Here is a 22,604-nt window from a genome sequence, read left to right on the forward strand (position 1 = left end):
AAGTTTAAAAAGCAATGACAAACATTAATATTATATTGCTAAAATCACAGATTTAAAAATAAATAAGACTCCCTGTATAAACAAGGAGTTTATTCTTTATTTTTTATATTTTCGATATACATTATTCGTTCAATCAGAGGCGGATGATCGTAACGTAAAAATTTCACTATTTTCGGCGGATTTATTTCGCTGCGGCTAAATTTCGCCAAATGTTGAAATGTTTTTACAGCCGCTTCCTCGTTTTTTGTCATTTCAATTGCATATAAATCCGCCTGTTTCTCTTGATACCTTGATACTATGCCGGATATAGGGCTTGAAGCGAACGATAACATCCCCAGCAGCAAAAGAAATAGAGGAAGCGACGACAATTCACGTATAGATTGAATGTTCAGCCTTTTTCCCCATCGATTTGTACAAAAAATCATTAACCGATGAATGATATATAAACCTGCCAAGGAAAGAAGCAAATACCCGGCTATTCCGATATAGATGTGCTTCATCACATAATGTCCCATCTCATGAGCCATAATGAATAATATTTCATCTTCGCTTAATTTATTTAACGTCGTATCCCACAAAACGATTCTCGAATTTGATCCTATTCCTGTCACATAGGCGTTCAACGCATTTGTTTTGGTGGACATATCCACTTCATACACATGCTCCGCGGGAATATCTGCTTTGGAAGCTAGCTGTAAAATTTCTTCCTCCAGCTTTTTATTTTTCAACGGGTAAAAATCGTTGTACAGCGGATCAATGATTACCGGCTGAATAAACATTATAAACAATGTGAATGGTATCGATGCAAACCATGCCCAAAGCCACCAGCGCTTTTCAAATTTTCGAATAATGATGTATAGAAACGTGACGACAACCGCCATTAAAACATAATTAACAAGAAAATCGGTCACTTCATCCTTCAGCCACGAGTTCAACGTCTGGGTCGAGATTTGAAAATCCTTTGACAGTTTGTAGTTCAGCCAGCTGACAGGTAATGTTAGTAAAGTGACAAGCAATGACAGCCAAAAATAGTATAAAGCTGTTTGGACTATAAAGAAACGGGATGCTGTTTCCGCCCATTGCTGAAATGTTTTTGAAAACCCAAAGCTTAGCACAATAAAAAAGATGATCCACTCTAACGGAATAGATATGAAAAATACCAAATTTTTCAATTGCGAATAATTTTCTGACAGCTGCAGCTCCTCTGCCGTTAAAAACGTTTTCGGATCGGCAGAAGTACCTTCAATTCCCTTCGGCAGCTCATAACCCGTCCAGAAGAATAAATAGAAGTATAAAACCAAACCGTAAACTGCATATAATAAAATGATCGTTAGAAGACTCTTTTTCAAGCCGAATACCCCCTTGAGCTTAACTCCCTCCTTTAGTAGTTTAGATAAAAAAACATCGTAATAGAACTGCTTTTCCAAAATATTTAGAAAAAGAAGCTGTAAAAAGATAAAACGGCAATTGAACACATAACTACAAAAAAGACGTTGGCTCCGAAATAAGCAGCAATGAACGCTGTAAATGCACCGACTGCTCCAAACAGGAAATCCTCGTGAATAAAAAAGACCGAGGGCACGATCAATGCACCTAATGTTGCATATGGTACATTTTTTAATACATTTTGCCAAAACGGAGGGAGATGTAATTGACTGAAGACAACAAAAGGAAGCATTCGCGGTATGTATGTCACAACGCCCATTCCGATAATCAACCAAAATATTTGGCTATTCATCTTGCTGCACCTCTAATTTTCTAAAGATACATTCCACAACAACGGAGGAAAATAAGGACGACAATGCAATAGACCAGCCTATAGACAGCCGTCCGGTCGTCAATAAAACGGAATTTATCACTGCAGATAATAAAGCTAGTACGATAATTTTCCGATGTTTTTTTAATGAAGGAACCAATAAGCCGATGAATAGGGCATATAGAGCAATTCCCATGCTTTCCTGTAAGAAAGCGGGCAAATTTTCTCCAACTATATAACCGATTCCAGAATTGATCACCCAGCTGCTATATGCCATCAAGCATAGTCCAAACATATATGGTGCTGTGACCATTTCCTGTCTGACAGCCGCAACTGCATATGTTTCATCTGTTACACCAAAGCCGTACAGAGCTTTTATCCATATGGAGTCTTTCTCCACTTTCTCATTTAATGATGCTGACATAAGGAAATGGCGGATGTTTACAATGAAAGTTGTCATAATAATTTCCCAAGCACCAACATGCGCAGCAATTAGGCTTAATGACATATATTGAGCCGCTCCTGCAAAAACGATTGCACTCATCATCACCGTTTCCGCAATCGAAAGTCCCGTTCTTTCAGCAAGAAGGCCGAAAGCGATGGCAACGGGGAAATAGCCGATGGCAATGCTGATTCCTGCTTGAATGCCTTGGATTAATTCCGATTTATATTTTGCCAATGCTGTCGAATGCAATCGGAATCACCTCCATTTCTAGTTTTCCGGATAATAAATGATCACATAATATTTAACTTTTTGATCCGTTATATTTTTATAATCATGCTTTTTGTCCGCTGCAAATCGGATCGCTTCCCCTTCGCGAACAACATAAGAACATCCATCAATTACAATTTCTAAAGCTCCCTTTTGAATGATCAAAATTTCTTGCACCCCGTGCGCATGTTCATCCGATTGATGGACATGTCCAGGCTCTAAATGTGCTTCAAACACCTCAAACGGCTTGCCGATTTCAAACGTAAACATCGGGTATACTTTATACTTTTCATCATCATCAGATATAGCCGGTATGTTTGATAAAGATATTTTTTGAACGCTTGACGCCTCCTCCTTCATCAAAGCGGAAAATGATACATGAAGTCCGTTCGCTATTTTCCACAGCGTGGAGACAGTCGGATTCGCTTCCCCCCTTTCAATTTGTGCAAGAATCGCTTTGGAAACGCCTGTCTTTTCAGACACCTTGTCGAGGCTTAGCGCCATCCTTTTTCGGATTTTACAAAAATTTTCCCCAATAATTTGCTGAATCGGCTTCATGTTTTCCTCCTTTTTTATGTTTTGTTTATTATATCATACATTTGTTTTATATATTGAACAAAATTGCATTTAAAAACCTCTCCCCTGAATGGAAAGAGGTAAATATCAGCTTAAGAGCACCCGGTCAGATACTGCATCTTGAATTTTGGCAAATTCGTCCATTAATTTCGGAATGGTCAGTTTTACTTTTTCTTCAGCAGATGCCTCAAAAATGATTTTTCCGCGATTCATCATCAGCAATCTGTTTCCTAGATCAATCGCCTGCTGCATATTATGTGTAATCATAATCGTTGTTAAATTATATTCTTCAATAAATTTTTTCGTAAGCGACAGGACGACCTCTGCGCGTGCGGGATCTAATGCGGCTGTATGCTCATCAAGCAATAATATTTTCGGTTTCGTAAATGTTGCCATCAAAAGCGACAACGCCTGTCTTTCCCCGCCTGACAGCAATCCTACTTTCGCATTTAAACGGTTTTCTAATCCAAGCCCTAAAAGCGACAGCTGCTCCTTAAAATAATTTTTCCGCTTATTCGTTACACCTCTGGCCAAAGTTCGTTTATGAACACGGCCGTAAGCGATCGCCAAATTTTCTTCAATGGTCAACGTCGGCGATGTGCCTGACAACGGATTTTGAAACACTCTGCCGATATATTTTGATCGTTTATGCTCAGGAAGTGTTGTTATATTTACGCCGTCAAGCCAGACTTCCCCCTCATCGGGAAACAGCTTTCCAGCTATGATGTTCAGCAAAGTCGATTTCCCTGCGCCGTTGCTGCCAATAATCGTAATAAAATCGCCTTTTTCGACCTCTAAATGAATTCCATCTAAGGCGATTTTTTCATCCAATGACCCTTCGTTAAACACTTTATGAATGTGTTTTAGCTGAAGCAACTTGTTCACCCCGCTTTCTTGCCAATTTTCTTTTTTTCTCACGCCGTTTTTCAAAATATCGCGGGATGATTAACGCCAAAATGACGATACAAGCTGTAATTAATTTTATATCGCCTGTTTCAAAAAAGTTAAATCTAAATGCAAAGGCGACTATGAAACGATAAATGACAGCACCGATTATAACAGCTAAGGTAGCCCGAACAATCGTCTTGCTGCCGACAATTGCCTCTCCAATAATAACGGAAGCAAGCCCGATCACAATCATTCCAATTCCCATATTGGCATCGCTGAAGCCATTATATTGGGCGACAAGTGCACCTGACAAAGCAACCAAACCATTTGACAATCCTAATCCTAATACTTTAAGAAAGTTTGTATTCGCCGAAAAACTTTTAATCATTTCTTCGTTATCTCCGACAGCTCTTATAGCAAGTCCGATTTCCGTTTTTAAGAAGTAATCAAGGATGAGCTTTAAAAAAGCGACCAATAACACCATTGAAATGATGACTGACCATGTGGTCGGGGAAAAAGAAATGACGCTCTTAACGGCTTGATCGATCGGTGCCAGCGCATCGGCCAGCTTTGAGAAAAGCGTTTCCTCCTGTAAAAGCGAAACATTCGATTTTCCCATAATTCGCAAATTAATGGAATAAAGAGCGATCATCATTAATATACCGGATAACAACGGATTAATTTTCCCATACGAATGCAAAATTCCCGTTAAGATCCCAGCTAGAAAGCCGACAATCATTCCGGCAATCGTCGCCATAACAGGATGAGCTCCGTCTATGATCATGACGGCTGCGACGGCAGCTCCAGTAACGAAGCTACCGTCAACCGTTAAATCTGGAAAATCTAATATTCTAAAAGATAAATAGACTCCGAGAGCCATTATTGCGTAAATAAGTCCCGCCTCAAGTGAGCCATATACTGCTGTCAGCATGTAAACACCCTTCCAAATTACTCAATAAACTCTGCTTCTTTGCTCCACTCGTCTAAAATCTTAACGTTCATCTCAGCTGCTGCTTTTTTATTAATAAGAAGCTTTAAGTTTTGCGGATATTGAACAGGCAGTTCAGACGGCTTTTTCCCTTCTGTTAAAATTTTTGCAGCCATTTCTCCTGCTTCATAGCCAATGTCATAATATTCAAATCCGTACGCAGCAAAACCGCCTTTTTTGACTGAATCTAATTCACCGACAAACAGCGGGATATCGTTTTCATTTGCAACGGAAATGACCGAATCAAGCGCAGAAACAACGGTATTGTCAGTGATAATGTAAAAGCAATCGACTTTGCCGACAAGAGATTCAGCAGCTTGTTTCACTTCAGCTGAAGTAGAAACAGAAGCTTCGACAATTTTCAAATCCGTTCCTTCTGTCGCTTTTTTAACAAGGTCAATTTGCGCAACAGAGTTTTGTTCGCCTGAATTATAGATCATTCCTATTCTTTTGCCATCTAAATATTGATCAATAAATTTCACCGTTTTCGGTATGGCATCAGGATGGGTATCAGTTGTTCCTGTTACATTCCCTCCTGGATTTTCCATCTCTTTCACAAGCCCGGCGCCGACAGGATCTGTTACGGATGTAAATACAATTGGAATATCCTTTGTAGCATTTGCTGCAGCAAGTGCACTAGGCGTTGCATTCGCAAAAATTAAATCGACGTTATCTCCGACGAAGTTATTCGCAATCGTTTGGGTATTCGATTGATCCCCTTGAGCGTTTTGAATATCATAATCTACATTTAACCCTTTATCTTTAATTGCTTGTTGAAATCCCTTCAATGCCTCATCCAGCGACGGGTGCGCTACAAATTGAGTGATACCAATTTTAAATGTTTCTTTCTTTCCTTCTTCACTATTGCTTTCGCTGCTGGACCCTTTGCTGCTTCCACAACCTGACAGCACGAGGAGCGCCATCAAAAAAATTCCTCCGATTGCTCCTATCCTAGTTTTCAAAATTTTCTTCCCCCTTTTTTACTTTTATGCTTTAAATTATAACAATATATTTTTGATTTTCAATTATTTTCTGACGAATTTTCCAAAAAAATAAGGATGCCAACATACTGCACCCTTACAGAAAATGGAACACTATTCTGTCAAAATGAAGTTTGCAAGTAGCTTTAAGTTTATGAAATGTTCGGCAAAAGGCTGTCCCATAATTTTGCTAATATAATTTCTCTTTAATCAATATGTAACGACAACCCTGTTTTAGCCAGCTTGATCGATCCATTAAAAATCGTTTTAGCTTCTTCTATCAATTCTTCATGATTGCCTTTATGAGGCAAATGAGTCAGCAAAAGTTCTTTTACATTTGCTTCCTTAGCAATTGTCGCAGCTTCGTGGGAATTCATATGCCCAAACTTTTTGCCGTCTTCATTCGCATACATATTGCATTCGCATATAAGCAAGTCCGCATTTTGGCTGAATGGAATGAATTCATTTTTAAAGCTTGAATCTGCCGTGTATACAACCGTTTTATGTCCTGAAGTAAATCTCATGGCAAAACAGTCAACAGGATGATCTGTTTTTAAAAATGTAATCGTAAACGGACCGATCGAAATCGATTGATCAGGATCGTATGAAATTCCTTTTGTCACATTCAAATGTGTGAGTCTGTCAAATTCTTTTGTATCAAGGCTATGTCCGTAAATGGGCAAAATTTTGTTTGATTTTTGCAACATGCCGGTAATTTGTCTTGCATATTGCAGCGGTCCAATATCTGCAATATGATCATGATGATAATGAGAAAGGATCACAGCATCTAAATCTGAAAGTGATACAAAATTTTGCAGCTGTGATAATACAGCACTTCCGCAATCAACTAACAGGTTAAACCCCTTTTCCTGAAATAAATAGCCTGATGTAGCCTCATTCGCTTCTGGATAGCCTCCCCAGAACCCTACAACTGTTACTTTCATCACCCTTATCCTCCTCAATAAGAAAAAATGTTTTAAAACAGTATTGACATTTTTCATTCTGTTATAATACAATGTTAATAACAACAGCACGGGGGGATAATAAATGTTAGGACAAAAAATCACTGAATTTTTTAGAAACTTGCCAAGAAAAAAATGTATTGAATGCGGAAAAGAAATTGAAGAACAGCACGAATGCTACGGGAACAAATGCAATCATTGCTTACATGTAAAATAAATTTATTCAGGCAATTCTAAAAAGAATTGCCTGAATATTTTTTCTCTTCTCTTAACCTGTACTAATACACATTGTAATTGGCTAGCTTTGAAGAATCCCTTACAATTAATGTAAGAGGCAAAAGATGCACCTCTCTCTCTTTATACCGTCTCGTTTTTATTTTTTCCATCATCACTTCCATTGCTAAATGACCCATTTCTTTCACCGGCTGATTAACCGTCGTAATCATAGGCTCCATCAGTTCAGTTATAGCCTGATTGTCAAACCCGACGACCGCTAATTCTTCCGGGACACGGACGCCAAGTCTCTTTGACTCAGAAATCATCCCGGCTGCCACTTCATCAGAACCTGTGAAGACCGCCGTTGGAGCTTCAACCATCTCCATCATTTTCCTCAAGACATTTTTTCCGTCTTCAAATGTAAATACATTTCGGAAAATATATTGCTCAGGAAGGTACAATCCCGCTTCACGAAGTGCTTTTCGAAAACCTTCTTCCCTAGCTCTCGAAACATTACTGTTTACATTTCCACAGCAAAAAGCAATTTTATTGTATCCTTGATCGATTAAATGCTTAGTTGCAACATACCCTCCGTAGTTTTGATCCATATGAATCATCGGGACATTTGCCTGTTCATCGAATTCGTTGCATAAAATAATCGGACCGTATTCTAAAAACGGCTCAACAGCCTCCCAGCCATTTAGCAATGTCGTCATAATCACTCCATCTACTTGTTTCGTTTTTAACAAGTTTAAATAGTCTAATTCTTTTTTTGCTGAATATAACGTTTGACAAACAATCAATTGATAATGGTATTGAGACGCAACGATTTCCAGCGATTCAACAAATTGTCCAAAAAACGGGTTCATAACCCTAGGAATAATGACAGCAATAATTTCAGTTTTTTGATTTCTTAAACTTCTAGCTGAAGAATTAGGTACATACCCTAATTGCTTCATTGCTTCTAGCACTAATTGTTTTTTTTCCTCCGATACGTAAGGCTGATTATTTATCACCCTTGAAACTGTCGTTTTCGATAAACCAGCCAGTTTTGCCACATCTTCAATTGTAGCCACTTTCATTCCTCCAAAAACTTTGGGATCCCTTGATTTTCTTTTGATTATAGATCAATGGTCAACAGATGTGCAATGAATTTTTTATATCTTTCCAGATCGCTTTTTCTAAAAAAAACAGAAATGCTAACTTGTTCAACAAATATATATTTTCTTCAATTTGAATTGTCGGACTTTAAACAATGGGAACCAACCAAGGCGTTTTAAAGATCAGAAGTCGGAAGCGTCAAAACTTGCTAAAATGGATGCCTCCTCTGAAAAAATAAGAGACAAGCCTGCCTTTTAAGCTTGTCCCAAATGTAAAAATTGAAGAACATCTTTCACCGCTTTTTTACCTTGATCAATGCAGTCCGGGATCCCCAATCCTTCAAAAGAGGCACCCGTTAAATATATTCCGGGGTATTTTTGTCCCATAATACTTTTTATATTTCTTATGTTGTCAAGGTGTCCGACAATGTATTGAGGCATTGCTTCCTTCAATCTTGTAACAATAGAAAAAATCGGTTCTCCTTTTACCGGCATCAATCGATTTAAGTCATCCAAAACGGTTTGAATGATCACATCATCCGGCTGGTCAACAACCGCTTCATCTCCTGCTTTTCCAACATACGCTCTTAGCAGCGTTTTGCCCTTCGGAGCAGTATGCGGCCATTTTTTGTTGGTCCATGTACAAGCAGTAATCGTATAGCCGCTGTTTCTCGAAACAACAAACCCCGTTCCATCTGCGGGCAGCTGAACAGCTTCTTCCGGATAAGCCATTGCAACGGTTGCAACAGATGTTGAAGGCATTTTTTTGAAATAAGCGAGTGTTTGCTGCTCATTCGGAAACATAGATGGAATAGCATCATGCTGAGCGGTAATGACTATCGCATCCGCCTTGTCAACAGTTCCGTCAGATAATTCCAAATGGTAGAGATCATCTTCCTTTTTAATCTCCGAAACTTTTATTCCTTTTTTCACTACCGTATGATCCAATTGGCGTTCTATTGCTTCAACAATCGATTGCAAACCAGTTGAAACGGTTTGAAAAATCCCTTTATGTTGCTCCTGTTGTTGTTTTTGTTTAGACTTTTGCGCCTGCTTGGCCATTCCTAAAATTAAACTGCGATGCTTTTGTTCAATTTCATAAAAGTGCGGAAAGATTGCTAATAAACTTAAATTATAAATATCTCCTGCATAAATCCCGGAAAGAAGCGGTTCAATCAAATTTTCAACCACTTCGCTGCCGAGCCTGCGGCCAAAAAATCCGCCTAATGACTGATCTCCGTCCACTTTTTTCTTCGGCAGGAAAAGGTCAAACGAAGCCCGCAGCTTGCCAGTTAACGAAAACAAACCGGAGGTGGCGAAAGAAGCAATATTTGTTGGCACGCCCATAACCGCTCCTTTTGGGATCGGATGGAGCTTGTCGCCAACAAGGACAAAAGATTGCCCCACGTCATTGTTCACCAAATAATCTCCAAGCCCTACGTCCTTTGCAAGCTGCGTAGCGCTTTTTTTCCGCTCCAAAAAGGAATCCGGACCTCTTTCAATGATAAATCCGTCCCTTTTTATCGTTTCTATTTTTCCTCCTAATCGCGGCTTCGCTTCAATCAGCACAACATCTATTGGAAGATGATTTTTTTTAATTTCTGACTGCAAGTAGAACGCAACTGAAAGCCCAGTTATTCCCCCGCCAACAATTGCTACTTTTTTTCTTCCCATAAAATCTCCTTCTTATTTTGACATTCCTAAGTGTTTTAACACGACTGTAGCTAAACAATCGATGAATTCAGGTTTTGCATTCGGCATTTCTGGACGATAATAAGCTGCTCCAAGCTCGTCTGTTACTGCCTTGCACTCGACATCGTTATCGTATAGAACTTCCAAGTGATCAGCCACAAAACCTACTGGAGCATAAACAAACGTCCGGTATCCTTTTTGTTCAAACAGATCTCTTGTTAAATCTTGAACATCTGGTCCGAGCCACGGCTCCGGAGTATTGCCTTCACTTTGCCAGCCAACAGCAAAATGCTGCACTCCGGCTTCTTTTGCAATTAATTCAGCTGTTTCTTGTAATTGATCTGGGTAAGGATCCCCTAATTGCACAATTTTTTCCGGCAGACTATGTGCTGAAACAATTAATACAGCTTTTTCCCGTTCTTCTTCAGTCATTTTCGCGTACGTTTCTTTTATTTGTTTAGCCCAATATTCAATAAATTTCGGTTCTTTATACCAGCTTTCGATAGAAGTGATGGAAGGCCCTCCGAGTTTTTTTGCAATTTCCTTTGCCCTGCCGTTGTACGACTTAATGCTGAAGGTCGAATAGTGCGGAGCTAAAACGATGCTGACCGCCTCAGTAATTCCATCTTTATTCATTTGTTCAACTGCATCTTCAATAAACGGCTCAATATGTTTTAATCCTAAATACATATGGAATTCTATTTCATTTTGAATATGATTTAAATATTTTTCTAAACCTTTCGCTTGTTCCTCTGTTATTTTAGCAAGAGGAGAAATGCCTCCGATCGCCTTGTATCGTTCTTTTAAATCTTCCAGACTTTCTGGATCAGGCTTTCTTCCATGGCGAATGTGGGTGTAATAGCGTTCAATATCCTCTTCTTTATATGGTGTACCATAAGCCATCACTAACAAACCCATTTTTTTCTTCGACATTACGTGCACCTCCAAAATTCAAGTTGATCATTTATTTCGATCTATTTTTGCTTATAATCATGAATAAATTCCGTTAATTTTTTTAATGTTTCCGGTTTTACTTGTGGAAAGACGCCATGTCCAAGATTAAAAATAAAACCTGGCTGTTTCATTCCTTCATCTAAAATAGCCTTTACCCGTTCTTTCACAAAATCCCACGGCGCAAGCAAAACTGCCGGATCAAGATTTCCCTGCAATGTTTTGGAAATCCCCATTTCTCTGGCAGCAGAAATCGACAGACGCCAATCTAAACCGATCACGTCTAAAGGCAAATCATTCCATTCTTCTACTAAATGTCCTGCACCCACTCCAAACATAATAAGCGGCGCCTCTTTTTCCTTTAATTCCGAAAAGATGCGGTTCATCACCGGCTTAATATAATATCGATAATCAGAAGCATTTAATGCTCCGACCCATGAATCAAAAATTTGCACCGCTTTAACCCCTGCGTCAATTTGCGCTTTCACGTAAGCAATGGTCATATCGGCAAGCTTTTCCATTAAAAGAAACCAAGCTTCTGGTTCAGCATACATGAATGCCTTTGTTTTGTTATAATTTTTGGAAGGGCCTCCCTCAATCATGTAGCTGGCAAGTGTGAATGGTGCTCCGGCAAATCCAATCAACGGAACGTTCAGTTGCTCATTGACTAAAAGCTTAATCGTATCTAAAACATATGGAACATCTTCCTCAGGATGAATTTCACCAAGTTTTTTTACATCCTCCAGCGACCTGATCGGATTTTCAATAACAGGCCCTGTTCCCGCTTTAATTTCAACTTGAACTCCAATGGCAGGCAGCGGCGTCATAATATCTTTATATAAAATTGCGGCATCAACCCCGTACTGCTCGACAGGAAGTCTAGTGACATATGCACAAAGCTCTGGTTGATGAGTAATTTCAAATAAGCTGTATTTTTCTTTTAACGCCCGGTATTCAGGCTGGGATCTCCCGGCTTGTCTCATATACCAAACAGGAACATAGTCCGTCGCTTCGCCTCTGCACGCTTTTAAAAAAGTATCATTAAAGCTTTTCTTCCTATCCATGTAAATCCCCCTTTAAAAACGATTCCTTTCTAATACTCTTTTTAAACTATACCTCTTCCCTTGCCCGATTGTATAGGAATATAAGGGAAATGTCATAAAATCGACGAAAGATCTTTCCAGCATTTTGTTATTCCCAGCGCGGGCTGACAAAATCAGTACCTTCCCCTTCCTGATGGGTTTGTGGATTATAAGGGACAACTTGATAAAAATGCTCTGAAAAAATGTTAATATACGGTATTTCATATTCTCCTTTTCCCTGTACAGATCCGACCAAATTCTTGCTTTCTCCGCTTCGTTCATAAATTCGGTATACGACCCGGTCATCATCTTGAGCAGGCCATTTTAATGTCACTTTAAATAATTGAAGTGCGTGAAATTGATATGTGGCGGAAAGCGAAGGGATTTGTGAAAGCCTGATTGGTTTTTCTAAATCTTTCACTTTTTTCGGAATCGTAAAGGATGTTTTTTCCTCAAATTTCAAACCGCTTAAAATATTTTTAAACATTTTCGTTGGATAATCGCTCCCACCCTTTAAAAAATGTTCTTCATCTGTCCGGTCATATCCGATCCACACTGCCCCCGTCACGTCAGGAGTATATCCGACAAACCATGCATCCATCACGGCGCCCTTTTTCCCAGGAAATGATGTCGTACCCGTTTTTCCAGCTAAAGCTCCTTCATATTGTCCCGCTTTGGCAGTTCCTTCTTTAACAACCTGCTCCAGCATCCTCGTCATATTCCACGAGGTTTGCGGAGAAAAAACTTGATATTTTTGTTTTTTTACTTCTGCCACTACATCGCCGTTGGCATTCACAATTTTTTGTATGAAATACGGCTTGCTGTATTGGCCATTATTGGCAAAAGTTCTGTATGCATTTGCCAAATCAAACGGCGACACGCCGTACTTTAGTCCTCCTAAAGCAATCGCCAGTCCTTTATCCTCAATATAAATCCCGTTTTTCTCTAAATACTCTTTGCTTTTATCGATTCCAAGCTTATCGAGCACCCATACAGAAGGAGCATTTTTTGAATGGATTAGCGCATCATACATGGTTACATGTCCGTCATAACGTCCATCGTAATTGCTTGGAGAGTATCCTTTATAATCCAATTTCTCATCTTTTAGAAGAGAATAAGGCTGAAAAAGTCCTTCCTCCATTGCCGGAGCATACACAGCTATCGGCTTAAACGTTGACCCCGGCTGGCGCTTCGCTGTCAATCGATTAAATCCTTTGGAAACATAATTTCGTCCGCCGATCGCAGCGAGCACACCGCCTGTTTTATTATCTAATAAAATAAAAGCGCCTTGAGCATCATCTTTCGTACCTTGAAAATAAGCCTTTTCTTTAAAAACTTTGAATGCTTTTTCCTGAACATCGATATTGATCGGAACGGTAATTTTATATCCGCCTTTTAGGAGTTCTTCATTTGAAAGATGATACTTATTTTCCGCTTCCTCAAATACCATGTCAATATAGGCGGACAGCCAAGGCTTATCTTCCGTTTTATGAATATTCAGACCTAATGTTTTCCCCTGGCTTCTGACAGCTTGCTCCGGAGAAATATAGTTTTCGCGCTCCATTAAGGTTAATATCGCATTTCTTCTTTCTAAGCTTTTTTCTGGGTGCAAAATCGGAGAATAGGCTGCTGGAGCCTTCGGCAGGCCGGCTAGCAGCGCCCCTTCTTCAATAGTCAGTTCAGAGGCATCTTTATTGAAAAAAAATTTTGATGCAGACTGGATGCCGTATACGCCATGTCCAAAATAGATTTGATTCAAATACATCTCTAAAATTTTTCTTTTGCTATATTTCTGTTCAAGATAAATGGCAATGATAGCTTCTGTCATTTTTCTCAAAACCGTTTTATCGTTTGTTAAAAAAACATTTTTGGCGAGCTGTTGGGTGATTGTACTGCCGCCCTCTACTTTTTTGAAAGCAGCAATGTCCTTGAACAGCGCCCTTGAAATTGCCCGAAAATCAATGCCGTGATGCTCATAAAACCTTTTATCTTCAACAGCGATGAAAGCATTTTGTACATGCTTCGGAACTTTATCAATATCGATGATCTCTCTGTTTTCTAAATATAATTTCGTAATGGGCCGTCCTTCTTGATCGATCAAAGAGGTCGCAGAATGCAAAACAAGCTTTTTTTCATCCACAACGATAGCGCCTATCCAAATCATGGCAAAGTATGCGATAATACTTAACACAGCAGCAGCTAAAACGATTCCCGAGATCATCTTTATTTTTTTCAACAATGTTTTCACCTCTGTTTAACTCCCATAATTAGTATTGTATAATTTTGGATACAGTATGTAACATGTTTAACTTTTTTCGCAAATTGTCAAGTGATTTTCGTGCGAGGTGACTGTTATGAATGTTTATATAGCTTTCGGCACTATTGAATATTTAAGCAAAATCAAAAAAAATAATCTAGCAGAATGCATGTTATTCATGCATGACGGTGAAAGCGCCGTCCTTATGCATGAAACAAAAGGAACAACAATTTTTAAAGAACCCAAAAAATATGAAATTATTGATAAAAGAGGAAGCATCTGCAGCGATGGAGGGTTTGCGGTGTTTACCTATATATCTGTTACAGATGAAGGAAAACCTCTATTTGAACAGCAATTTAAAGAGCTATCTCGATTCATTGAAAGCCATTCGGGCTTTGTTGCCTTAAGAGTTCTCCGCCCTCTTTTCAAAAACACTTATATCATTTTCACTTTATGGGAGACAGAACAAGATTTTAACAAATGGGAGCAAAACGAAGCTTTTGCTAACCACTTTAAAAAAGCTTTAGGGATGAGCGATAAACTCATTTTTCCTTCTCCACCCCGAGTAAAGAAATATTATATTGTAAAAGATGAGAAGGAATGATTTAAAATGGAAAGAGAGAAGAATGGATCAAAACATGCAAAAATAGTTGAAACGGCTAAATACATCAAGCCTCATTTAATTTTAAAAAAATAAAGGGGAGAGGCGGAAAATATGACTTTATTATCAGTAGATCAGATTACCGGCGGGTACACAAATAAGCCTGTTTTAAAAAATGTTTCATTCACTGTAAACGAAAATGAAATGGTCGGTTTAATTGGATTAAACGGTGCGGGGAAAAGCACAACGATCAAGCATATCATCGGTTTGATGGAGCCAAGTGACGGGACTATTAAAATTAACGGCAAAACATTTCAGGAAGATCCGGTGCAATATCGAAAGCAATTTAGTTTTGTTCCTGAAACCCCTATTTTATACGAAGAAATGACGTTATTTGAGCATTTGCAATTGATGGCTATGGCGCACGGGATCAGTGAAGAGACATTTAACGAGCGGCTCGATCCTCTTTTAAAAACATTTCGAATGGAAAAGCAGTTGAAATGGTTTCCGGCACATTTTTCTAAAGGGATGAAACAAAAGGTCATGATTATGTGCGCTTTTTTAGTTCAGCCATCCCTTTACATAATTGATGAACCGTTTGTCGGGCTGGATCCGTTAGCCATTCACGCCCTGCTTGATCTCATGAATCAGGCGAAAAAACAAGGTGCTGGCATTTTAATGTCAACCCACATTTTAGCAAATGCAGAACGGTTTTGTGACACTTTTGTGATTTTGCACAACGGAACCGTCCGGGCTCAAGGAACTAAACTTGTGCTGCAGGAGCAATTCAATATGCCTGGTGCAACATTGGACGATCTTTATATTCGGCTGACAAAGGAGCAAGACGATGAGATCAATCAATGATATTTGGCCTGCCCGTTTGGCAGCACATATAAAAGAAACACAAACATACTTGCGTTATATGCTGAACGATCATCTGCTTTTAGTGATTATGTTTTTATTAGGCGGAGGAGCCTATGCGTATCAGCAATGGCTTGATCAACTCCCACCTCATTTTCCATCAGCATTCTTAATGGCACTCTTGTTAGCATTAACGGTAACTTTTTCGCAAGTGCGCACGTTGTTAAAAGAACCTGACATCATCTTTTTACTGCCTATGGAAAAAGGATTAAACCATTATTTTCAGCGTGCTTTTATATACAGCTATATCCTTCAGACTGTCCAAATGATCGTATGCCTAATCATTCTTGCACCTTTATATTTTCAAAGCGGTGAAGGTGAAGGCATCAACTATTTATTCCTTATCTTCCAGCTTACGGTTATTAAATATTGGAATTTGTGGATTCAATGGAAAATGACCCATTTTCCGGAGCGGTTATCCCAGATAATGGATAAGTTTGTCCGATATGCTGTCAATTTCACGGTAATTTATTTGGCTGTTAAGGAAAGCATGCTGTCCCTGTTTATTTACGGCATGATGGCATTGGTAACCATTTATTTCTTCAAGATAACGAGGAACAAAACGCTGCAGTGGGAATTTTTAATTTTGCAGGAAAATCGCAAATTGCAATCATTTTATAGATTGGCCAATATGTTTACTGATGTGCCGAAACTGAAGGCTGAAGCAAAAAGACGGAAATGGATGGACTGGATTTTGTCTTTCATCCCTTACAAGCAATCAAATGTATTTTTATATATGTTTTCCAGATCCTTCATTCGTTCAGGAGATTATTTCGGATTGTTTATCCGCTTATTGATGATCGGCGTTATTGTCAGCATCTTTTTGCCTTTGTCACTTGTATCTTGCATCATTTTGCCGGCAGCTGTTCTCTTCCTAACCGGAATTCAATTAACGAGCTTATACAAGCATTATGATGCTCTTTTTATCGCTGACTTATATCCAGTTCCACAAAATGTAAAGAAAAAAAGCTTTTTACGCCTTCTTTTTACCATTCTTTTCATTGAGCTAGCCGTTCTTACCATTGTTTTATTAACGCAAACGAATATTTTATTTGTCGGCGTCCAGCTGGCAGTCAATGCGTTATTTGCATATATTTTTGTTTATATGTACTTTTCGGGAAAGTTTTTGGCACGATAAAGGAATGGAACGGAACGGAAGAATCTTCTTGGACATCTGTTTTTTATCGTTTTTCATGGACGGTTTGAATAAACTTTATGGCATTTAAGGAAGCGTCCTAATTTATTTTCAACAGGAAGCTCTTTTTCATTTGAACCGTGAGGAAAAGCGTTCATTTTCCAAGCAACCTGTTTTGGCAGATGGCTGCGAATGCTAAAAACATTTCACAAAGCCAATTTTCTCTTACGGCGCCGGATTGTTTTTTTAGAGCGAGCGGTTTTTTTGACTTAACGCTTTTTGCTTATGCCGCCAATTTTTTTCCCGAGGCGTTAAACGCCTTTTCATATTTATCATCAAAAAACGCTCAATTTTTTTATTTTACACAACATAAAAAATAAATTAGTGGGTATGCTATTGACTGAAGAGGGTGACAACACACTTTAACAGATGTTTGTCATTAAAATTTTTTCATGTCGTGTTCTAACAAAAGTTTAAAGTGTCAAAAAGGAATACCATTCATTATTTGAAAATGGGGTGTTGACGAAAGACACTTTTAAATCGCTTTTTTAACATGTGCATTGAAACCCCTCTTCAAGGGGCTGTCCGATAAGTCCCTAAAATGAAGCAAGTGGAGAAAAACAATTCGTTTCTCTCCACTTGCTTTTATATTTTTTCGATTTTTATCTGAAAGTAGCTGGCGGATGCCGGCTACTTTCAGTATGTTGTGGGCTAATGCCACAATCCCAAACTCAACATGTACCTTGTCGAGGCCCCGCAAAGAAAATCTGCGGAACGACCGATTGCCCTTGATGTGACCGAACACACTTTCTGCCTCGACTTTGCGTCGAGCGTAGATGGCGGCTTTCTCTTCACATTCAAGGGCTGTTTTGGCCTTTGCTTTCATTTCTTCGAAGATGGGATTCCAGTGAACTTGACGATTTCCCTTCGCTTTTGTGCATTTCGCTTTCAATGGGCAATCGGTACAATCTTCACATTCGTATATTTTGAAGCTTTGTTCATAGCCAGATGGATTCTTTTTGTTTTGGTATTTTTTAAACGTTACTCTCCTTCCATTCGGGCAAATAAAACAATCATCCTCTTCACAATAGGTCCAGTTTTTGGCATTTTTAATGTCTTTTTTGTATGTACGTGTTTGTTCTTTTACATAGCTCCCATAAGGAATTAGAAACTCAAAACGGGGCTCTTTCTCATCACCAACTGCATATACATAGTTTTCTTCACTACCATAGCCTGCATCCGCAATGACCGTTTTGGGCATCGGTAATGAACTGGAGGCTAGCTTCTCCATATGTGGGATAAAGCAACGTGTATCGGTCGGTCGTTGATGAATGGTATAAAACAAGATAAACTGATTCTCTGTCCCCATTTGCACGTTGTATCCGGGCTTGAGCTGACCGTTTTTCATATGGTCTTCTTTCATGCGCATGAAGGTTGCGTCTTTGTCTGTTTTCGAGTAGCTGTTACGGTCACCGAACATTTCCTTTTGTTCCTTGTATCTTGCCATTCGGGGCAGGAAATCTTCACGAATTTGTTTCACCGATTTCTTTAATTGACTGCGTTTTTTTCGCTTCTCTTTCCGAATGGATGTATCGGTCTCCTTTTCGATTTCTTCCGTTAGCGTTTCAACTTTTTCTTCTATTTCTTTTGCGATTTCCTCCATGTTTTGTTCGGTGATCTCTGTATGTTGATCGCTTTCCTTTTGCCCTGTTCCGGCTTCTAATTGGGTTAATTCATGAATGTGCTTTAGTGTTTCTTGGATTTTTTCTTTTAATTTCTCTTCGAATTTCAAAGTGGATTTTTTCCACACAAAAGAATACTTATTGGCATTGGCTTCGATCTTAGTGCCATCCAAAAAGTAGTTTTCCATCGTGATGTAATGTTCTTTTATCAATTTGAGAATCATGACTTCAAAGAGCTCATCCATGAAAGCTTTCATCCGTTCCCCTCGGAACTCATTAATGGTGCGAAAATCTGGTTGTTGCATCGCTGAAAGCCACATGGCAGGAATATTTTCTTTAACGAGTTTTTCGATTCCTCGGCAGGAATAAACCTTTTGAGAATAAGCATACAGAATGATTTTCAGCATCATTTTGGGATGATAGGAACTTCTGCCGCCGCCTTTATAATGAGAAAACAATTGTTTATCTGGTATCGCCTCCACCATTTCGTCCACGACACGTGCCACGTGATGTTCGGGTATAAGAGATTCAATATCATAAATCATTTGAACTTGACGGTTGTCATATGGTTTGAAAGTAGGGGCTAAATTTCTTTTGGCAGGAGTTTTTTCTTCTTTTCCATCTAGAGGAAGTGTCATTTGTGTGTTATAATTTTCACGAGTAATCATTTGATTGCTCATAAAAAATCGTCCTTTCTGTAATGTTGTGTGGTAACTTCATTTTACTAGAAAGGACGATTTTTTTGTGCATTTTTTTTAAAAAGTGAAAAAATGAGGGGCTCCAAAAAGTCAGTTACCCTGACTTTTTGGACAGCCCCTTTTATGTTTTCTTTCATTTTCAACACGTGGTAAAATAAAGAAAAAAATTGCGGGGAGTGTCATTATGAGCGATTGCATTTTTTGTAAAATTATTAACGGAGAAATTCCTTGTGCAAAAGTATACGAGGATGAACACGTTTTAGCTTTTATGGATATTATGCAGGTAACGAAAGGACATACACTCGTCATCCCAAAAGTACATAAAGAAAACGTTTTCGAGCTCACACCTGACATCTCAAGAAACTTTTTTGAAGCTGTTACGAAGGTCGCAAAGGCGGTAAAAAAACAATTGAATCCAAAAGGATTAAATTTAATCAATAACAATGGCGAAGAAGCCGGTCAAACAGTGTTTCATTACCATATGCACATAATTCCTCGACACGGAAAAGAAGATGGTTTAGGCATAGTATGGAAATCCCATCAAAATGATTATACTCCAGAAGATCTTGCACAGCTTGCTGAAACAATAAAAGGCGGATTGCAATAAAAAATAAACGGCTAAAGGATCCTAACAACAGGATCCTTACTGTTTTCTAACCGACACAAAATTTTTTATTTCCCCTCTCCTTTTTTCATGATAGGATGTTTTTATAAATGTGTTAAAAGGAGGACGAATCGTGGATCGAGTATACAATTTTAATGCAGGACCAGCAGCTATACCAGTCGAAGTATTACAAAAAGCTCAAGGCGAGCTGTTGAATTTCAATCATACAGGCATGTCCGTCATGGAGCTGAGCCATCGGAGCCAGGCGTATGATGAGGTTCACAATAATGCCAAGAGCTTATTGAAAGAATTGCTTAATATCCCTGATTCGTATGATGTGTTATTTTTACAAGGCGGGGCAAGTCTGCAATTTGCCATGATCCCGATGAATTTTTTGAATAATGAAAATATCGCCTATTATATTTTAAGCGGAGCATGGTCTGAAAAAGCGTTAAGCGAAGCAAAAAAATTTGGTGAAACAAATGTGTTGGCATCAAGCAAAGAGTCAAATTACACACACATCCCAAAACAATTCGAGGCAAATTCGCTCCAAAATGCTGCGTATTTGCATATTACGTCAAACAACACAATTTTTGGGACGCAATGGCATGAGTTCCCAAGCACGAATGCACCGCTGATTGCGGATATGTCCAGCGATATTTTGAGCAGAGAGCTGAATATCGAACAGTTCGATCTCATTTACGCAGGGGCGCAAAAAAATCTAGGACCTTCCGGAGTCACTGTTGTCATCATTAAAAAAGATCTAATTGAAAAAGCAAATAAAAATGTACCAACTATTTTGAGCTATCAAACACATGCAAGCAAAAACTCTTTATATAACACTCCACCGACCTTTGCCATTTACATGCTTTCTCTAGTGTTGGAATGGGTAAAAGAACAAGGCGGAGTAGCTGAAATTGAACGCAGAAACAAACAAAAAGCTCAAATATTATATAACGCTATAGACGAAAGCGATGGCTTTTACAAAGGACATGCAGAAAAAGAAAGCCGTTCATTCATGAACGTAACATTTACGCTGCCGTCTGATGAATTGACAAAAGCGTTTGTTCAAGAGGCAAAAGAAAATCGATTAATAGGTCTATCCGGTCATCGTTCTGTCGGTGGCTGCCGTGCATCCATTTATAATGCGGTAACGATTGAAGCATGTGAAAAGCTCGCCCAGTTTATGAAAGAATTCAGAAAAAAACATTAAAAGCCTATCCTAACTTTAACGATCATACGCTATAATAGTGGAAAGTTTATTAAAGATGAGAACAGAAGAGGAGAGTTTAGAGATGAGAACGAAAGAATTAGTCATTTTATCTTTATTTGTCGCCATCGGCGTTGCTCTTCATGCGATTGTGCCGCCCATATTTAACGGGATGAAGCCGGATATGATGCTGTTGATGATGTTTTTAGGAATTTTCTTGTTTCCTGGGATGACAAACGCCGGTCTGCTGGGCATTGCAACTGGCATATTATCCGGATTGACAACCAGTTTTCCCGGCGGACTCGTTCCGAATATTATTGATAAAATTTTGACGGCATTTTTAATATATTTTCTATTTCTAGCCTTAAAACCACTCAAACAAGCAATAGCAAGGGCGGGAATTTTAACAGTCATAGGAACATTAATTTCCGGCACAGTGTTTCTTTTAGCAGCGCTCTTACTTGTAGGTCTCCCAGGAGGCGCCGGATTTACTGCATTGTTCCTTGCGGTTGTATTGCCGGCAACAGTTATCAATACAATTGCAATGGTGATTATTTATCCCATTGTTGAAAGCATTCTTAAACGTTCTAACGTTCTATCAGAAAATAAATAAAACAGATTGACCCGATCTATGATCGGGTTTTATTATTGTATATAATAAAGAAGAAAAGCTATTAAAAGTGACGTTAATCCGCCAATCGCTAAAACTGACGCCCTCTTTTTCAGAAGATGTTTTGGAGGATATGAACTCGCAGAATTGGCTAACTTCAAATTATAAAAAGCTCCTACAAGAAACAACATGCTAATGATAAAAAATAAAAAAATAACACCCGCCATAATTTCCCTCCCTTACTTTTAGTTTATGCATCTTCAACTAAGGCTATGTTTTTATTGACGGATTTTGAAAACAAGGAACTATAGGAGTGGTAAAAATGTCAAAAGGCAAATCTTTTCTATATGGATTTTTCGTCGGCGGTGTTGTTGCCGGAGCAGCTGCACTGATTACGGCTCAAGCGAGGAACGGCAATGTTTTAAAAAAAACCAGATGCAATTTGCATAAGCTTGAAAACATATTTGGAGACTTGAAATCTGATGGGAAATCGTTAAAAAAGCAAATCGCACAATCAGCGAAAGAAGGCTTGCAAATTGCTAAAGAAGTCGCTGCAGATGTCAATCGGTCCATTCAAGCATGGCAGATGGAAATTGATCCGAATAAAAAAAATTTGGAGCTGCATGTAAAAGAGATTAAAGATAAATTAACAGAGCTAGAAGATCAAATCAAAAAAGAAAGAAACTGACGCTTCAAGTTTGCGGAAGCCTTTTACAATTAAAAATATTAAGCATGTCAAAGAATTGGCAGGGTGTCAATTCTTTTTTGCTATAATTTATAATCATGAAAAATTGTTACAGTATAGAAAATCTTGATCGTTCTCATCATTCTTCGCAAAATTTATTACCGCTTCTATGTGTACTATTTTTAGTGTTTCACTATTTATTTAAAAATTTCGTAAATTACATCTTTATAAATCTTTATTTTATTGGCATAATAGAAGATATTAAAAATGTTAGTATTATACAAAGTAGGTGGAAAAA

At 38.6% G+C, this 22,604-nt stretch carries 22 protein-coding genes; 8 read left to right on the forward strand and 14 right to left on the reverse strand.

Going from position 1 to position 22,604, the window contains the following annotated elements:
* Positions 1 to 89 precede the first annotated feature (89 nt).
* From NSQ84_RS13845 to NSQ84_RS13880, 8 genes are all read right to left on the reverse strand, one after another.
* The gene (locus tag NSQ84_RS13845; RefSeq protein WP_327873347.1) at positions 90 to 1,349 is read right to left on the reverse strand and encodes a M48 family metallopeptidase; all 1,260 of its coding nucleotides are present in this window, start codon (positions 1,347 to 1,349) and stop codon (positions 90 to 92) included.
* 83 nt (positions 1,350 to 1,432) lie between these two features.
* A complete protein-coding gene (locus NSQ84_RS13850; protein WP_311066410.1) occupies positions 1,433 to 1,738 on the reverse strand; it encodes an AzlD domain-containing protein in 306 nt (101 codons plus the stop codon).
* On the reverse strand, positions 1,731 to 2,450 hold the full coding sequence (locus tag NSQ84_RS13855; RefSeq protein ID WP_094244637.1) for an AzlC family ABC transporter permease: 720 nt from the start codon (positions 2,448 to 2,450) through the stop codon (positions 1,731 to 1,733). The genes NSQ84_RS13850 and NSQ84_RS13855 overlap by 8 nt, the downstream gene beginning before the upstream one ends.
* A gap of 18 nt (positions 2,451 to 2,468) precedes the next feature.
* Positions 2,469 to 3,026 carry an XRE family transcriptional regulator gene (locus tag NSQ84_RS13860; RefSeq protein ID WP_094244636.1) on the reverse strand — a complete coding sequence of 186 codons (558 nt, stop codon included), beginning with the start codon at positions 3,024 to 3,026 and terminating at the stop codon, positions 2,469 to 2,471.
* A gap of 105 nt (positions 3,027 to 3,131) precedes the next feature.
* Positions 3,132 to 3,920 (reverse strand): ABC transporter ATP-binding protein, encoded by a 789-nt coding sequence (locus NSQ84_RS13865; RefSeq protein WP_063387326.1) that lies wholly within the window; start codon positions 3,918 to 3,920, stop codon positions 3,132 to 3,134.
* Positions 3,895 to 4,863 (reverse strand): ABC transporter permease, encoded by a 969-nt coding sequence (locus tag NSQ84_RS13870; protein ID WP_094244634.1) that lies wholly within the window; start codon positions 4,861 to 4,863, stop codon positions 3,895 to 3,897. Before NSQ84_RS13870 ends, NSQ84_RS13865 begins: the two co-directional genes overlap by 26 nt.
* 17 nt (positions 4,864 to 4,880) lie before the next feature.
* Complete coding sequence (locus NSQ84_RS13875) at positions 4,881 to 5,843, reverse strand: ABC transporter substrate-binding protein (RefSeq protein ID WP_063387481.1); 963 nt, start codon at positions 5,841 to 5,843, stop codon at positions 4,881 to 4,883.
* Positions 5,844 to 6,106: 263 nt separating this feature from the next.
* Positions 6,107 to 6,844 (reverse strand): MBL fold metallo-hydrolase, encoded by a 738-nt coding sequence (locus tag NSQ84_RS13880; RefSeq protein ID WP_063387324.1) that lies wholly within the window; start codon positions 6,842 to 6,844, stop codon positions 6,107 to 6,109.
* A 103-nt stretch (positions 6,845 to 6,947) separates the two neighbouring features.
* Between NSQ84_RS13880 and yhfH the strand changes: the two genes are divergently transcribed.
* Positions 6,948 to 7,079 carry a protein YhfH gene (gene yhfH / locus NSQ84_RS13885; protein ID WP_065095529.1) on the forward strand — a complete coding sequence of 44 codons (132 nt, stop codon included), beginning with the start codon at positions 6,948 to 6,950 and terminating at the stop codon, positions 7,077 to 7,079.
* 61 nt (positions 7,080 to 7,140) lie between these two features.
* Here yhfH and NSQ84_RS13890 read toward each other — a convergent pair whose 3' ends face one another.
* The 5 genes from NSQ84_RS13890 to NSQ84_RS13910 all read right to left on the reverse strand — a co-directional run bounded on the left by NSQ84_RS13890 (position 7,141) and on the right by NSQ84_RS13910 (position 14,124).
* Positions 7,141 to 8,154, reverse strand: a complete 1,014-nt coding sequence (locus NSQ84_RS13890) for a LacI family DNA-binding transcriptional regulator (protein ID WP_063387323.1) — start codon at positions 8,152 to 8,154, stop codon at positions 7,141 to 7,143.
* A 279-nt stretch (positions 8,155 to 8,433) separates the two neighbouring features.
* Positions 8,434 to 9,852: a protoporphyrinogen oxidase gene (hemY, locus tag NSQ84_RS13895; RefSeq protein ID WP_063387322.1), complete on the reverse strand. Its 1,419-nt coding sequence runs from the start codon at positions 9,850 to 9,852 to the stop codon at positions 8,434 to 8,436.
* Between the two features lie 12 nt (positions 9,853 to 9,864).
* Positions 9,865 to 10,803: a ferrochelatase gene (gene hemH, locus NSQ84_RS13900; RefSeq protein WP_311066411.1), complete on the reverse strand. Its 939-nt coding sequence runs from the start codon at positions 10,801 to 10,803 to the stop codon at positions 9,865 to 9,867.
* 41 nt (positions 10,804 to 10,844) lie between these two features.
* A complete protein-coding gene (hemE, locus tag NSQ84_RS13905; RefSeq protein WP_311066412.1) occupies positions 10,845 to 11,885 on the reverse strand; it encodes a uroporphyrinogen decarboxylase in 1,041 nt (346 codons plus the stop codon).
* A 127-nt stretch (positions 11,886 to 12,012) separates the two neighbouring features.
* Positions 12,013 to 14,124: a PBP1A family penicillin-binding protein gene (locus tag NSQ84_RS13910; protein WP_327873352.1), complete on the reverse strand. Its 2,112-nt coding sequence runs from the start codon at positions 14,122 to 14,124 to the stop codon at positions 12,013 to 12,015.
* Positions 14,125 to 14,257: 133 nt separating this feature from the next.
* Between NSQ84_RS13910 and NSQ84_RS13915 the strand changes: the two genes are divergently transcribed.
* The 3 genes from NSQ84_RS13915 to NSQ84_RS13925 all read left to right on the forward strand — a co-directional run bounded on the left by NSQ84_RS13915 (position 14,258) and on the right by NSQ84_RS13925 (position 16,820).
* Positions 14,258 to 14,764 carry an antibiotic biosynthesis monooxygenase gene (locus tag NSQ84_RS13915; protein ID WP_327873349.1) on the forward strand — a complete coding sequence of 169 codons (507 nt, stop codon included), beginning with the start codon at positions 14,258 to 14,260 and terminating at the stop codon, positions 14,762 to 14,764.
* 111 nt (positions 14,765 to 14,875) lie between these two features.
* On the forward strand, positions 14,876 to 15,625 hold the full coding sequence (locus NSQ84_RS13920; protein WP_327873350.1) for an ABC transporter ATP-binding protein: 750 nt from the start codon (positions 14,876 to 14,878) through the stop codon (positions 15,623 to 15,625).
* Positions 15,609 to 16,820, forward strand: coding sequence for an ABC transporter permease (locus NSQ84_RS13925; RefSeq protein ID WP_066248913.1), 1,212 nt, complete (start codon positions 15,609 to 15,611; stop codon positions 16,818 to 16,820). Before NSQ84_RS13920 ends, NSQ84_RS13925 begins: the two co-directional genes overlap by 17 nt.
* A 532-nt stretch (positions 16,821 to 17,352) precedes the next feature.
* Here the strand turns inward: NSQ84_RS13925 and NSQ84_RS13930 are convergent.
* Positions 17,353 to 19,179 (reverse strand): IS1182 family transposase, encoded by a 1,827-nt coding sequence (locus NSQ84_RS13930; protein ID WP_339211999.1) that lies wholly within the window; start codon positions 19,177 to 19,179, stop codon positions 17,353 to 17,355.
* 202 nt (positions 19,180 to 19,381) lie between these two features.
* Between NSQ84_RS13930 and NSQ84_RS13935 the strand changes: the two genes are divergently transcribed.
* From NSQ84_RS13935 to NSQ84_RS13950, 4 genes are all read left to right on the forward strand, one after another.
* The gene (locus tag NSQ84_RS13935) at positions 19,382 to 19,804 is read left to right on the forward strand and encodes an HIT family protein (RefSeq protein WP_063387316.1); all 423 of its coding nucleotides are present in this window, start codon (positions 19,382 to 19,384) and stop codon (positions 19,802 to 19,804) included.
* Between the two features lie 130 nt (positions 19,805 to 19,934).
* Entirely contained in the window at positions 19,935 to 21,014 is a 1,080-nt protein-coding gene (gene serC, locus NSQ84_RS13940) for a 3-phosphoserine/phosphohydroxythreonine transaminase (RefSeq protein WP_063387315.1), read from the forward strand.
* 82 nt (positions 21,015 to 21,096) lie between these two features.
* The gene (locus NSQ84_RS13945; RefSeq protein WP_063387314.1) at positions 21,097 to 21,624 is read left to right on the forward strand and encodes a tryptophan transporter; all 528 of its coding nucleotides are present in this window, start codon (positions 21,097 to 21,099) and stop codon (positions 21,622 to 21,624) included.
* 319 nt (positions 21,625 to 21,943) lie between these two features.
* On the forward strand, positions 21,944 to 22,309 hold the full coding sequence (locus NSQ84_RS13950; protein ID WP_063387312.1) for a hypothetical protein: 366 nt from the start codon (positions 21,944 to 21,946) through the stop codon (positions 22,307 to 22,309).
* Positions 22,310 to 22,604: the final 295 nt, after the last annotated feature.

This window comes from Aeribacillus sp. FSL K6-3256 (assembly GCF_037965805.1).
Lineage (GTDB): Bacteria > Bacillota > Bacilli > Bacillales > Aeribacillaceae > Aeribacillus > Aeribacillus composti.